Consider the following 14,612-nt stretch of genomic DNA (forward strand, 5'->3'; position numbering starts at 1 on the left):
TTCCTATCAGGGTTGAATGAGCCTTGAAGGAGCGGTTTCTAAGAGCGATCGCGCATGATATGATTTGTGCCATAGATCTGTACGAGTTCGCGAGCGCATTAAGACCACAGAAATCGGGTTTTTATGGCGATTCAAGGTCTATAGCGGTTCTCAAAAAGTGAGGTATGCCCGGTTTAGCCGGTTTGCGCTATGCCCTATGCCGGATAGTATCTCATACCAGAGCACAGAAAGGCTATAGATGCAGTATTTTCGTCCATCAAACTCGGTTTCTGGGCAAATAGTGCGTCCCAAGACTATACTTAGAAATGAAAATTTAATAACTTAAACATCTCCTGCAGTCCTATCCTATAAGTGCCGAGGTAAAAGGAGGCTCTTCCTCCGCACCTGCATTACCAGACAAAGGAGGCAGAGGCTCCGCACCTGCATTACCAGGCTCTTCCTGGTAACGAGCAAAAAAGAGTGCGTCCAGGACTATTGTGGAGAAATCGGGATCAACTAACCAACAGGGGCAGAGGTTCAACTAGAAAGCAGAGCAATTTTTTATCTTTTTTTTAGAGCGACCATCGAAATTGAGTGAATAATGGAAGTATTCAAAGAATTTTGATTCAAACTTTAAGTAAAAGATATTAAGGAATTGTTGTGAAAACGCTAAATATCCTCTTAATAGAAGACAGTGCCCTAGATGCCGAACTGATTGAGGCTTATCTAGTTGAAGGCGGTCTCAAGTTTTCTCTGCGGTGCGTAGACACTAGGGAAGACTTTGCTGCGGCACTAGACAAACAATGTTTTGATATTATTTTGGCAGATTATATGCTGCCCGGTTTTAACGGATTAGGGGCGCTCTCAATGGCGAACGCTACTTGTCCCGAAGTGCCGTTTATTTTTGTGTCTGCTACCTTGGGCGAGGAAGTCGCGATCGAAACTTTGAAAAGCGGCGCTACAGATTACGTTCTTAAACGCAGTTTGACGCGCTTGGTGCCGTCGATCGATCGCGCGATGCGAGAAGTGAAAGAGCGGCTCGATCGCAAAGCAGCTCAAGCGCAGCGGATCGAGAGCGAAGCGAGATTTCGGATGATGGCAGATACTGCGCCGGTGATGATTTGGATGTTGGACTCTGACAACCTTGGCGATTATTTTAACAAAGTTTGGTTGGATTTTACCGGTAAAACTTTGGCGGAAGAAATGGGCAGCGGTTGGATGGAAAGCTTGCACCCCGATGACTTGCCAAAATGTCGGGATCTTTGCAACAGAGCCTTCGATGCCCGCCGCGAGTACCGGATCGAATGTCGCATGAGGCGCTATGACGGGGAATACCGCTGGGTTTTGGGTACGGGCGTACCCCGGTACAGACTCGATCGCACTTTTGCAGGTTACATCGGTTCTTGCATCGATATTAGCGATCGCAAATTAGCAGAACAAGAACGCACTGCCGCTTTGAAAAACGAACAAGCAGCTCGCAAAGAAGCAGAAGAAACAGCTCATGTCCTGCTATCGGCAAACGCTCGAATTACTAACATTCTCGAAAGCATTACCGATGCTTTTGTCGCCTTCGATTTAAATTGGAATTACACTTATATCAACCACAAAGCTCTCAAACTTTTAGGCAAATCACAAGCCGAACTCCTCGGTAAAAATCTTCTGGATTTATTTCCCAATGCTGTGGAATTACCATTTTACAAAATGGCAGCCAAAGCATTAGCAGACCAGGTAACAGTAGAGTATGAAGAATTCGTGCCTTTATTGAATAAGTGGTTGAAAATGCGTTGTTATCCTTCCGATTCTGGTTTGTCGGCTTACATCGAAGACGTGAGCGATCGCAAGCAAGCAGAATCTGCACTCAAAGCTAGCGAAGAAAAGCTGAGAATGTTGGCAGAATCTAACTTGATCGGAATTGTCTTCGGCGATCTTGACGATGGCATCAGCGACGCTAACGACGAATTTTTGCGGATAGTGGGCTACCGGCGGGAACAGTTGGAGCGCGGGGAACTCCGCTGTAAAGACCTTACACCGCCGGAACACCTACCGCTGGACGATCGCAGCATTGCAGAGGCAAAAATAAATGGCGTTTGCACTCCCTACGAAAAGGAATACATTCGGCCCGATGGTAGCAGGATTTCTGTGTTTTTAGGATATATTTTGTTGGGGGAAAAGCGACAACAATTTGTGGCTTTTGTTCTCGATTTGACGGATCGCAAGGAGTTAGAAAAAGCACTGCACGATCGAGCCGAGGAATTGGCGCGAGCCAACCGGATGAAAGACGAGTTTCTGGGAACTTTGTCCCACGAATTGCGGACACCGCTGAATGCGATGCTGGGATGGACGCAACTGTTGCAAAACCGCAAGTTTGACGAAAAAACGACGGTTAGAGCTCTCTCAACGATCGACCGCAATACGCGATCGCTCTCAACTCTGATCGAGGATTTGTTGGACGTGTCGGAGATTATTACCGGCAAACTGTTCCTGAATTTGCGGTGGATGGATTTGATTTCGACTGTTGAGGCTGCGATCGAAGCTCTCGCCCCCGCTTGGAGGGCAAAAAATATTCAACTCGTGACGGATTTCGACGAAACAGCGGGGCGGATTTTTGGCGATTCCGGCCGCTTGCAGCAGGTGGCGTGGAATTTGCTGTCAAATGCGATTAAGTTTACTCCTGACGGCGGACAGGTAACGGTGGCGCTGCACAAAGTGGAGATCGCTGGTGGACAAGCGCAATTAACTGCGAGTAAAAATGTGTCCCATCCTAGCGTCGAAATTGAGGTCAGCGACACGGGAGAAGGGATTGCGAGGGAGTTTTTGCCCCATGTTTTCGATCGGTTCAGCCAAGCTGACAGCTCTACAGCGCGACCTTACAACGGATTGGGTTTGGGTTTGGCTTTGGTGCGCCATTTTGTAGAAATGCACGGGGGAACAGTGGAAGCCGAATCGGCCGGTGCGGGACAAGGAGCGAGGTTTTTGGTGAGATTGCCAATTAAACAGTCTCATAGCGAGGGCGGAGTTTCTGTGGTAGGGCTTGGGGAGTTGGCGGTTGGAGAAACCCCGGCGCGATCGCACCCGATGGAGTCTTTTGTGAGCAGTAACCTTTCGGGAGTACGAGTTTTGGCGATCGATCGCGACCGGGATTCCTTGGATTTTGCCCGTACAGTGCTCGAAGATTGCGGAGCCTTGGTGGAGACCGCGACCTCGGTAATGGAAGCCTTGGAGGTGATTTATTGCATGAATCCCGATGTTTTGGCGATCGAACTCGGAATGCAGGGGGAAGATGGAGAGACTCTGCTGCGGCAAGTGCGATCGCGATCGGGGAACAAGGAAATTCCAGCGGTGGCGCTGACGGCGACAGGTAGGGTAGAGGAACGGGTGCGGGCGCTGCGGCAGGGTTTTCAACTTCACCTGTCCAAGCCGATCGATCCTGCAGAATTAGTGGCGGTGGTAGCAAGTTTGGCTGGGCGATGACGAATTGTCGATCGCGCCAGTCGATTTGAGATTTTTCTCGTTACCAGGAACAACCTCTCTTTACCGCTGGGTTTCGGGAGAGAGGAGTGTGAATAATATCGGAAACAATATCAAATCATGTGCGAGCGGAATAGTAAATTCACTGTTGACTGTTGACTGTTGACTGTTGACTGTTGACTGTTAACACTTAACATCATGAGGAGTGCAACCGGAATTTATATCAAATCATGTGCGTGCGATCGGCATAACAAAAAAGGTTCGTAGTGCGGACTTGCATATGCTTTTCCCAAAAAAATCGTACTGCCCACTCAATATAATTCGCCTATCCTTGGTGATTCAAAAAACACTAACTTTGTGTTTTATAGAAGACAAAACATTTTGCATAACCTCTTTCGCCACAGCCTTGACCACATTAATACTCACACTATTGCCTAATTGATAGTAAGCCTTATCATCCTTGGGATGCAGCACAAAACCATCGGAAAAACCTTGTAACCGCGCCGCCTCGCGGGGAGTAATTCGGCGGACTCTGTGATTGTGATAAACACCTAATTTATTAGCATCGCTGGCAACAAGCGTTACAGAAATCTTCTGCGGATCGAGAAATTTATACACTTCAAAAGAAAAATTACCCGACACAGGCTTGTACAAATCATTTTTCCGCTGTAGGTACTTCTTAGCAACCAGCAAATCCAGAATTTCATCAAGATTGGGATGAGAAAAAAAAGTAGCGATTTGCTCTTTACTTAAAAGTTTACCATCTTGGTGACAGCCAAATTTTTTATTTCGCCTTTTTAATATAAAAAGATTCATCAACTCAATTTCATCTAAACTGCATTTTCCTCGCAAACCAAGTTCCCAAGAATGAATCGAATTGCCGCCGCGATAGTCAATTAACCGCATTCCGTGCAAGCGATTTAAATCATTGTTAACAATTTGTTTTAATGCCTTGACAAAATCTGGCGAACAATCATATTTTGGGCCTGGATTGTCTTCCAAAATATCTGCCACTGTGACAAGTTTACTTAACGGGGAAAATAACGATAGCTGTTGGTGGTTACAGGAATGGGAATCTTTTGGCCCTAAGTCGGAAACTAAGTCAAATTGGGGCGAAGCATTTAAAATTCCGACTAGGTAAACTCGGACGCGGTTCTGAGGTAAGCTAAAGTTAGAACTGTTGAGCAAAAAGCAATCGAAGCTGTAACCTCTAGTGGTAATTTCGTGTTTAATTGTTTCGAGGGTTCTGCCGCCGTCGTGGCTGACAAGTCCTCGCACGTTCTCGAAAATAAATGCTTGAGGTTTAGCGGTATCAATCAGCCTCATTATTTCAAAAAATAAGGTTCCTCTGGTATCGCCAAAACCTGCTTTTTTGCCAGCAGCGGAGAAAGACTGACAGGGGAATCCTGCTAGTAAAATATCGTGTTTTGGTAGTCTGTCAATTAGTCGGATATCGCCTAAAGGTGTGTCGGCAAAGTTTTTGCGGTAAACTAATTGAGCGTCGGGATTAATTTCGCTGCTTAAGAGGCATTCTATTTTTAGATTCAAGGAATCAGCGGCTGACTCGAAACCTAATCTCATGCCGCCTATTCCTGAGAATAGGTCAATAAAACGGATGGTTTTCATAGCATAAAAATTGCTGTTTGAGATGGATATCTTGCAGCATTTTTAACAGGATTGAAACCCTCTTTCATACGAGGCACAGCCAAAGCATCTTCGTTACCAGGTAGAACCTGGTAACGAGAAACGAGAAATTTTGGGGTAAAATTTAGATGCGCCAGCTTATTTCTTGGTACTAATCCATTCCTTGAGATCGGCGATCGTAAAAACGGCCTGAAAATCCAATCCCTGCTCGCGATATAATTGAGCTCCACCTTGCTCTCGATCGATCAGCGACAACACGCGATCGACTTTATAACCTGCACCCCGCAGCCGTTCCACCGCCTGCATCGCCGACTTGCCCGTCGTCACCACATCCTCCAAAACCGCCACATTAGTCCCAGCGGGCAACAGCGGCCCCTCAATATAGGCCATTGTCCCGTGTCCCTTCGTCTCTTTGCGGACAATTAGCGCCGGAATAGATCGACCTTCCAGAGCCGAAACCACACTTACCGCAGTTACAATCGGGTCAGCACCCAAGGTCAAACCGCCCACAGCCTGCACCTGAGCCGGCAGCATAGAGAGGAGTAAGCGCCCCGTAGCCAAAGCACCTTCAGCGTGCAGCGTCACCGGTTTGCAGTTGATATAATAAGAACTTTGCTGCCCCGAAGACAACACAAAATCCCCTTCGCGGTACGCAAACTCGCACAACAAATCCAAAAGTCGATCGCGCAGCACCTTTAAATCCCCAGCATTCATAACTTACACCGTGTAACAAACACAAATAATCCGCCGATAATCAGTTTATATTGGAATCGGAATTAATCTAAAAGCCGAAGAAATATATGAGTCAAAAATTAAAAACTCTGAGCCGCGCCTTAATTCTCGCTGTCGCCTCTGCCACACTCGCATCCGTCAAAGCAGCTCAAGCAGAACCAGCCCGATTTCACCCGATTAGCGACGACTTCAACCGACAATTCTTTGAAGCTTCAGGAGATTTTTACCACAACGTCAGCTTGCAAGGCTACATGGGCGACTATTTAGGCATCGGTGCCCCCAGCGGCGTAGTTGCCTTTCCCGAAAAAGAAATCGAGCGCGATGCCAGCCGCATCAACGGCTTTTACCGACGAGTAATGCAGCGGCAAGTTTCCAGCGATCCGATTTTGCGCGTCCCAGATGCCGTCAATCCCTTCGATTCCTCAGTCATGGCGCTGCCTCCGGCTTGCCAGCTATCACCTCAACCGAGCGGCTGTTTCGCCACTCCCGCCGGACTCCAAGACCAATTTTTACCGAGAGAGCAGCAGCAAGATTCACAGACAGCCCCAGGCCCCGTTAGAGGACTTTATCAAGTATCACCAGTTCGAGGAAATTAATTCCCGGTGAGACAATTGGTTCGCAGTCAGGACGAAGAGTCCTCGCTGCGAACCTATGATGAAACAATGCTGCCGTCAGGCATAATTGTTTTTTTCAAATAAGCTTTGTCCAGATTAGCTCCCGCCAAGTTCGCCCCTCTGAGATTTGCCCCGGTCAAATTCGCTCCCCTCAAATCAGCTTTGCCGAGGTTAGCCCACCGCAAATCGGCACCGCTCAACAAAGCAAAACTGAGATTTGCCCTGAAAAAATAAGCAGCAGTAAAGTGAGCTTCCCCGAGGTTAGCTTTAGATAAATTAGCTGCGTAAAAATGTGCTTCAATCAATTCGGCTTGATTGAGATTAGCTTGACTGAGATTAGCATTATTGAGGTTTGCGCCGATCGCCTTAACTCGAAACATCACCGCACCGATTAAATTCGCATCTCCCAAATCAGTTTGTTGGAGATTAGCAGCGCTGAGATCCGCCCCAATGAGATTGGCACCGCTCAAATCGGCTCCCATGAAGTCAGCATTTCGGAGATTTGCTCCAGTTAAATTGGCTTTAATCAAATTAGTTTCGAGCAGTTGCGCTCCCGCAAGATTTGCTAAACTGAGGTTAGATTCGGCAAAGTTTGCGGCAATTAATTTAGCATTAAATAAATCTATTTTAAAAAGGTTTGACCGCCCGAGTTGCGCGCCTCTGAGATTGGCTTGGGCGAAGTTAGCCTCGCTGAGATCGGGTTCTATATTTGGGTTGAGATTTCTCCATTCAATCCAACTAACTGCACCTTTTTTCAGGAGCGCTAAATGCTGTGGGTTTGCCATAATTGCATCTCCTTTAATGGCTATTCCTTGCGACCGGTAATTGCTGGATTTTCCCGACCAGATATGCTTTCCACCGCTGCAATTGCTGCCTGGGAACCTGCTAAAATATCTTGTTCTGAGCCACCGAGGTAAAGTCGCCCGAAACTGCCGACAGCCTGAACCTCTAAAATATTAATCGATGCGCCTTTTTCTGCTTCATTGGCCGCCAGCGCTGCATAGGCTGCTGGTTCTACTTCTAAGACATAAAGCGTTTGTCCCGCCAGCAGCAACTGTCCGCGGCGGGTGCGGTTGATTAATTGTGTTTGGTGCGCGTCAATGTTGCGAATAATTTGGCTAGAAATTACTCGCGGTTTAATAGATTCTTCTCTGCGGACTCCAATGAATTCTAGAATTGCTTTCCCTGCGGCCCGCGTTTCTCCCTGCTGGCCAGAGTGTACTTCCAGCAGGCCGTACAAGCGCTCGACTATCTGCACTCCGGGGCGCACGGAGGCGGATTTGAGGGCGACATCGGTAATTCGGTTAATTTCGATACCGGGTGAGATTTCTATCCACAGCGACGCATCCCCAGGAAGCGGCAAGAATCCAGCGGCGATTGTGCCGATGTATGCTGCGTGCTGCGGCTGCAAGTTGTCTAGAAATACGTAGCTGCGTAGCTCTATTCCCAAAAGTTTTGATCTCCGTCGATCGAGTTCCAACTGTTGTCTGTGCAAGATCTGAGTGTACCTTTTTTTGTCAACAACACATGATTAAGTTGTCCCAAGTCCAGGAGTGCCGAAACTGGCGAGGGAGGTGCGAGGCCGGGGATTTCTAGTGTCGGAGTGCCTGCGCGAGCTATGTTTAATTTCGTGCGCCTGCTAAAAATTGGATATAAATCTATAGTGATAGCTGGAATTTAGGAATGTTTACTGCTAGAGGTGGATGTAGCTGCAATAGCCGATCGATATATTGGTGATAGTTAAAGATTTTTCTAAGCAGAGAGCATTTGAATTATGAAGCGTTCTAATTTATCCAAGGCAATTGGTGCAGGTATTATAGCTGCTGGTTTAGCCATTGTGCCAACTCATCTGCCTGCTTCGGCTCAGACAGATCCAGCTCCCGGTACTAACAGCAGAACCACCACAACTACTACTATTCCGAGCACCGATGCTCAGACAGCTCCAGATCCCACGACTAACAGCACCACCACTACCACTACCGTTCCTCGCTCCGATGTGTACAATGCTGATGCCGATCGCGGTTTTGATTGGGGATGGTTGGGCTTGCTAGGCTTGACTGGTTTGTTCGGTTTAATTCCCCGCAAACGCGAAGAAACTGTCCGCTATACAACTACAACGGGCGATCGCGATCCAGCCGTGCGTACCGACTACCGTTAATGCTCCCGTGGACTTGCAGCAGACAATCATGCAGGAATAGGATATTTAATATCAATTCCGCTTGCACTCCTGGTGATGTTGACTGTTGACTGTTGACTGTTGACTGTTAACAGTTAACAGTTGTTATTGGTTATTGGTTATTGGTTATTTGTTGGTTGCAATGCCCGATGCTTTTAGGCCCTATGCCCGATGCTTTTAGGCCCGATGCTTTTAGGCCCGATGCCCTATGCCCTATCCCGGATAGTACCTCCTATGAGAGAACAGAAAGGCTTATAACTTGTCGGACTAGCATCAACAATTATCAAAAAACCTCGCAAATGGAGGTTTTTTTGTTTGAGATAATGCGCGATCGAACAACCGTCGCAGCCTCAAAATCATCGTCGGTAGAACCCGACTTGAGACGATTAACCTCAATTCCGGTTGCACTCCTCATGATGTTAACAGTCAACAGTTAACAGTCAACAGTTAACAGTTAACAGTTAATTTACTATTCCGATGAAGAGAGGATTTGATATAACTTCTGCCTTTCTTCATCCCTTCTTCCTTAGCGCCCTTCGCGTCTTCGCGGTTCGTCAAACAAAGACCTTTCACCCACAAAAAGACCTTAAAAAAATCAACCAGAACGATCGAGCAAATCCAACATCGTCTGCAGCAACTTGTCAGGATCTAAAGGCTTAGAAAGATGCCGCTGGAAACCCGCAGCCAGCGCTTGCCGGTAGTCAATTTCTCCAGCATAAGCCGTGAGGGCGATCGCCGGCACAAGTCCGCCTTGCTCTGCAGGCAGAGCCCGAACCTGCCGCAGCAACATATAACCGTCAGTGTCGGGCATTCCAATATCGCTCAACAGCAGATCCGGCAAAGACACAATTAAAGCAGCCAAGGCATCGGTAGCGTTAGAAACTGCCGTCACGCTTGCGCCGCAATCCTCCAACAGAAAAACCACCAAATCTCGCGCATCAGCATCATCGTCCACCGCTAACACGCGGATACCGCTCAAATTGAAGGACTTCTCCGGCGGCGCACTTGCAGCAGGAATTATCGGAGGTTGCACGGGCATCAGGGGGATTTTGACTGTAAAAGTCGCGCCTTTTGCTTCGCCTGCACTGTCGGATGTCACTGTGCCGCCGTGGAGCTCGACGAGATGGCGGACGATCGCCAATCCTAAACCCAATCCGCCAAACTTGCGCGTGTACGTGCTGTCAGCTTGCCGGAAATAGTCGAACACGTAGGGCAGAAAATCAGGTTCTATACCTTTGCCCGTATCAGTTACACTAATTTGAGCGTCAGTGTCAACCCGATCGAGAGCAATGTCGATTTTGCCTCCCGCCGGGGTGAACTTGACAGCATTTGAGAGCAAATTCCACACAACCTGCTGAAGCCTGCCCCCATCACCCAAAACCCTGCCGACATTCGGTGCAAATTGAGCGTTGATTTGAATCGATTTGACTTGGGCCGACAAACGTACAGTTTCCATAGCGCTGTCGATCGCCTCAGCTAAATCCACAGGTACAATATTCAAACTGACTTTGCCTTGCAGAATCCGCGACACGTCGAGCAAATCTTCGATTAGCTGAGTTTGTAGTTTGGCGTTGCGCTCGATCGTTTCTAGGGCGTAGCGCTGCTTTTCCGGTGTCAGCACGTTCGATTGCAACAGCTTTGCCCAGCCCATAATCGGGTTTAAGGGAGTCCGCAATTCGTGGGACAAAACAGCCAAAAATTCGTCTTTGACGCGGTTAGCCTGTTCTGCTTCCTCCCTGGCGGCCTTTTCGAGGGCTAGCAGGCGTTCCCGTTCCGCTTCTGCTTCGAGGCGATCGGTAATGTCGGTGTTGGTACCGCACCAGCGCAGCAAATTGCCTTTCTCGTCGTGAAGCGGCACGGCGCGGGAGAGAAACCAGCGGTAAGATCCGTCTTTACCGCGAATCGGGAAAGTATCTTCCCAGAGTTCGCCTTTTTCAATGCAGCGCCTAAATTTTGCGACAACCCGATCGACGTGTTCCGGGTGGTGCACCTGCTGCCAGCCCCAGCCTTGCATTTGCTCTAGGGTTGTCCCCGTGTAGTCAAACCAGCGCTGGTTGTACCAGAAAATCCATCCTGTGGCATCTGTCATCCAAGCCAACTGGGCGATGTTGTCAGCTAGGGCGCGGAACCGATCCTCGCTTTCGTGCAAGTCCTGCAAGGCTCGCGCGTGCAGGATCGTCGTCCAGAGGCGAGCCACCACTTCTTGCACCAGCGAAACTTCATCAATCTGCCAGTTCCGCACTGCCTGTGATGTCACCACCAAAACAGCCACCCAGCGCCCTCCCTGAAGGCAGGGAACATCGACTAAAGCGCGAATGCCAAGACCACCGTAATTATCGACCAAAGAGGCTGTATCCGGGTAATTAGCGATATCTGAGATGACAAGTGGTTGATTTGCCATACAGAGATTTGTCAATTCTGGCGTCTTAAAGTCTGAGATTGGATAGGTGCCGGCGATACTCGCTAAGCCCGGCCGGTGCCAGTCTCGATCGACAATTGCCAGTCCCGATGCAGTATCGATTTCGTGCCAGATGCAGCGATCGACCTGTAGATATTCTCCCAGACTGCTCGTAGCTTCCCACAACATTTCTGCGGGGTTGGAGTGCTGCCGCAAGCGGAGTTCGAGGCCCGAGAGAAACTGTTCGTTGAGTTGGGCTGTTTTGCGATCGTGAATGTCGGTATTCGTGCCTATCCACTCGACAATCTGGTCGAGGCCGTCGCGAATTGGCACGGCGCGGGACAAATGCCAGCGTTCCATTTGGTCGGAGGCCCGCCGCAGGCGGAACTCAACTTGATAAAATTCTCCGGTAATTTGACACTCTTGCCAGCGGGCAAAACATTCTGCCAAATCCGACGGCGGCACCAAAGACTCCCAATTGTTTTGAGTGGCTTCCTCGTAGGACATTCCCAGATATTCCGACCATTTTTGATTGGCAAAGCGAAGTTTTCCGGCGGTGTCTACATTCCAAATCAGGTGGGGCAGCGATTCAGCCAGGAAGCGGAAGCGGCGATCGCTTTCTGCTAAGCTTTCTTCGGCTTGTTTGCGATCGTCAATATCAATGCCGATTCCGACCCATTGCAGCACTTTTCCCCGGCTGTCTTTGACGGGGACAAGTCGCGCCAAATGCCAGCGGTAGCTGCCGTCAAACCTGCGTACCCGACATTCAAATTCGTAGGATTCCCCTGCTTGAATCGCCTGAGTGCGGGTGGCGACAACTGCGGGCAAATCCTCATGATGAAATAATTCCAGCACAGGCACTGTCAGAGGCAATTCTGGAATCATGCCCGTGTAGTTTTGCCAGTGCTGGTTGCAAAAATCTAACCTGCCGTCGGCGGTGTTGATCCACATTAACTGCGGCACGGCATCGGCTAGAGTGCGGTAGCGATTTTCGCTTTGCCGCAGTGCTTCTTCTATTTGCCGGCGCTCGGTTTTGTCCTGCATGATTTTCAGGAAACCTTGCACCTCGCCTCCTGCGTCCCGCAGGGGCATCACCAGCCCGCTGCCCCAAAAACGGCTGCCGTCTTTGCACAGGTGCCAGCGCTCGTTTTCTGCTTTTCCTTCAGTCAGCGCTAGGTGCATTTCTAATTCCGGCTTTCTGGCTGCTGAGTCTTCTGGGGTGAAGATGATTCGTCCGTGCCGGCCGACGATTTCTGCTTCGGAATAGCCCAGCAATCTCTCTGCGCCTGCGTTCCAACTGGTAAGGTGTCCGCCGGTGTCGAGGGTGATGATGACGTAGTCTTTGGCGCTGTCGAGTATCAACTGCAGGCGGGTTTCGCGATCGCGCAGGGCTGTTTCTGCTTGTTTGCGCTTGGTAATGTCGGTTGTGAAGCCGACTACTTTGGTCACTTCGCCTTGCTGGTTGCGAATCGCGGTGCCGCGCTGCCAAACATCGATCCAGCGGCCGTCTTCGTGCCGGACTCGGTACTCGCTTTCGTAGCGTTCGAGAGTCAATATTGCTTCCGTCTCGGCCTGGATGCGGGCAAAATCGAGGGGATGGATGCGTTCTCTCCACCACTCTCGTGTTGCCGCTGCGTCCTCTGGCCGGACACCGATGAGGGAGTACAGTCCTTCGGAACGGTAAACGCTGTTGGATGCTATATCCCACTCAAACACCATGCCGTCGATCGCCCTTGTCGCTAGTTGAAAGCGGTTGTGGCTTTCTTGCAAATCGAGTTCGGCTTTTTTGCGATCGGTAACATCCAATACTACTCCGACAAACCGCACTGCGGAGCCTGCTGCGTTGTAAAAATAGCGCCCGGACACGCTCAACCAGCGGATTTCTTTGGTGTCGGCGCGGATGATGCGGTATTCAATCGAGTATAGCGCGCGGGTTTTCCGAGCTGTTTTGACTGCTTGCATGACTTGCTTTAAGTCGTCTGGATGCACGCAGTTTTTCCACATTCCGAGCGTTGTTTCGCCGCTCAATGTCGGTTCTCCGCCGAAAATCCTGAAATGGTTGGCCGACCAAATTACTCGATTTGCTACCAAGTCTTGATCCCAGGTTGCCATGCCGGAGCCTTCGATGGCGACGCTCAAACGTTCTTCGCTTTGTTGGAAGGCTGTTTCTGTTTGTTTGCGATCGTTGATATCTGTCAGGGAACCCACGGCCCGCACGGGATTGCCCGACTCGTCCCAAACTGCTCGCCCTCTGACTAAAATCCATTTGTAGCGCCCGTCGGGACAGAGGATGCGGTATTCTCCGCAGTAATGGGAGGTTTTGGAGTGCAAATGTTCCTGCCACTTGCTTTGAATTCTCTCCAAGTCGTCGGGATGAATGTAGCTCACGTATTGGGCTAGATCCTTGACTTCTTCGGGCCGGCGTTCCAAAATCTGTAAACAGCGATCGCTCGCTACATGACAATTTGTTTGTAAATCCTGTTCCCAAATGCCGTCGTTGTTGCTCTGCAATGCAAGCTGCCAGCGTTCTTCGCTTTCTCGCCAAGCTTCTTTGGTGCGATCGGCGCGATCGACTTTTAGGGCGGCAACGGCAAAGTCTGATAGCATCAGCCCGATCCGCAGGTCTTCGGTATCGAACTGGCCGCCATCGTGGGAGACAATCCAGATTGCTCCCAGCGGTTGATTTTCTACTAGCAGCGGCAGGACTAAGGCTTCGGCGATCGGCAGCGGGCGCGGCAGCAAGTCCTGCAAGTATTGTTCTGGATGCAGGTAAAGCTGGGGAGTTTGGAAGTCTAGATTGGCTCCGACTTCATTGAGCGTCCGAGGTTTGTTTGGTTGTTCTGCGGCTTCCCACGCGCCCGCTAAAGATTCCCAATAAAAAGTTTGTTCTGATGTGGCATTTTCTGCTAGCAAGCAGACTCCGGCACTATCTGCGCGACACAAATCGCGCGCGATCGCCGCGAGTGTTTGGAGCATGGTGCGGGGGGAGGTTGCCAGTTGTTGGGCAAGGGTTTGCAGCGCCCGATTTTCTGCGTGCAAATCGGGCGATCGAGGGGTGCGGCGCGACAGAAGCTTTGCGATCGAAATGTCGGTTAAATTAGTTTGTGGGGTTTGCCAAGTTTCCATCTATCTAGTCGTTTTGATGTCTTTCTGTTCCTGCGGGCGGTCGGATATCAGAGCGCACTTAAATTATCTGCTACATTTTATTATCTACCGACAGACATAATCTGTTATCTGTCTTGGGAACTATGTTTAATTTTTCAGGCTAGTTTATAGCCTTGGTTGCCTCTGCTCTTGTTGCGGCCTTATGCACAATTTTATTCCCGAATCGCGCTTTTTCCCCTATCTGACTCGATCGCGTAATTCAGTCAGTCCCGGACAAGGAAAATACAGTGATATAGCGGTTCTGTGTAACATGAGGTAAGCACGAGCGATCGGTAATCGGTAATTAAGAGAGAGGGTTAGCTACCAGCTAGGAGATTTAAACTTTTGGGCTTCGCTTCGCCTGCGCGGCCCTGCGCGGGCCAATTCCCAATTCCCAATTCCCAATTCCCAATTCCCAATTCCCAATTCCCAATTCCCAATTCCCAATTCCCAATTC

The 14,612-nt window shown here is 49.5% G+C and carries 8 protein-coding genes; 3 read left to right on the plus strand and 5 right to left on the minus strand.

The annotated features are described in order from the left end of the window. Positions 1-639: 639 nt before the first annotated feature. A complete protein-coding gene (locus QUA01_RS21705; RefSeq protein WP_333092626.1) occupies positions 640-3,450 on the plus strand; it encodes a PAS domain S-box protein in 2,811 nt (936 codons plus the stop codon). A gap of 336 nt (positions 3,451-3,786) precedes the next feature. Here the strand turns inward: QUA01_RS21705 and dcm are convergent, their stop codons facing one another. Both dcm and pyrE read right to left on the minus strand, forming a co-directional pair. After that, complete coding sequence (gene dcm, locus QUA01_RS21710; RefSeq protein ID WP_333092625.1) at positions 3,787-5,073, minus strand: DNA (cytosine-5-)-methyltransferase; 1,287 nt, start codon at positions 5,071-5,073, stop codon at positions 3,787-3,789. 156 nt (positions 5,074-5,229) lie between these two features. After that, complete coding sequence (gene pyrE / locus QUA01_RS21715; RefSeq protein ID WP_333092624.1) at positions 5,230-5,805, minus strand: orotate phosphoribosyltransferase; 576 nt, start codon at positions 5,803-5,805, stop codon at positions 5,230-5,232. Positions 5,806-5,891: 86 nt separating this feature from the next. Between pyrE and QUA01_RS21720 the strand changes: the two genes are divergently transcribed. Then, positions 5,892-6,419: a hypothetical protein gene (locus QUA01_RS21720; RefSeq protein WP_333092623.1), complete on the plus strand. Its 528-nt coding sequence runs from the start codon at positions 5,892-5,894 to the stop codon at positions 6,417-6,419. Between the two features lie 53 nt (positions 6,420-6,472). On the opposite strand, the gene QUA01_RS21725 is transcribed toward QUA01_RS21720, so the two are convergent. After that, positions 6,473-7,222, minus strand: coding sequence for a pentapeptide repeat-containing protein (locus QUA01_RS21725; RefSeq protein ID WP_333092622.1), 750 nt, complete (start codon positions 7,220-7,222; stop codon positions 6,473-6,475). Positions 7,223-7,242: 20 nt separating this feature from the next. Continuing rightward, positions 7,243-7,887, minus strand: a complete 645-nt coding sequence (locus QUA01_RS21730; protein ID WP_194010953.1) for a hypothetical protein — start codon at positions 7,885-7,887, stop codon at positions 7,243-7,245. Positions 7,888-8,211: 324 nt separating this feature from the next. Between QUA01_RS21730 and QUA01_RS21735 the strand changes: the two genes are divergently transcribed. Next, positions 8,212-8,595, plus strand: coding sequence for a WGxxGxxG family protein (locus QUA01_RS21735; protein ID WP_333092621.1), 384 nt, complete (start codon positions 8,212-8,214; stop codon positions 8,593-8,595). 613 nt (positions 8,596-9,208) lie between these two features. Here QUA01_RS21735 and QUA01_RS21740 read toward each other — a convergent pair. Continuing rightward, the gene (locus tag QUA01_RS21740) at positions 9,209-14,137 is read right to left on the minus strand and encodes a PAS domain S-box protein (RefSeq protein WP_333092620.1); all 4,929 of its coding nucleotides are present in this window, start codon (positions 14,135-14,137) and stop codon (positions 9,209-9,211) included. Between the last annotated feature and the right edge of the window lie 475 nt (positions 14,138-14,612).

Origin of the sequence: Microcoleus sp. S36a_B3 (assembly GCF_036700745.1) — a bacterium.
Classification (GTDB): domain Bacteria; phylum Cyanobacteriota; class Cyanobacteriia; order Cyanobacteriales; family Microcoleaceae; genus Microcoleus.

What these genes read in the sequence shown, in the direction of transcription:
- QUA01_RS21720 (WP_333092623.1), top strand. Translation starts at nt 5,892, where the DNA reads ATGAGTCAAAAATTAAAAACTCTGAGCCGCGCCTTAATTCTCGCTGTC.
- dcm (WP_333092625.1), bottom strand. Translation starts at nt 5,073, where the DNA reads ATGAAAACCATCCGTTTTATTGACCTATTCTCAGGAATAGGCGGCATG.
- pyrE (WP_333092624.1), bottom strand. Translation starts at nt 5,805, where the DNA reads ATGAATGCTGGGGATTTAAAGGTGCTGCGCGATCGACTTTTGGATTTG.
- QUA01_RS21735 (WP_333092621.1), top strand. Translation starts at nt 8,212, where the DNA reads ATGAAGCGTTCTAATTTATCCAAGGCAATTGGTGCAGGTATTATAGCT.
- QUA01_RS21740 (WP_333092620.1), bottom strand. Translation starts at nt 14,137, where the DNA reads ATGGAAACTTGGCAAACCCCACAAACTAATTTAACCGACATTTCGATC.
- QUA01_RS21725 (WP_333092622.1), bottom strand. Translation starts at nt 7,222, where the DNA reads ATGGCAAACCCACAGCATTTAGCGCTCCTGAAAAAAGGTGCAGTTAGT.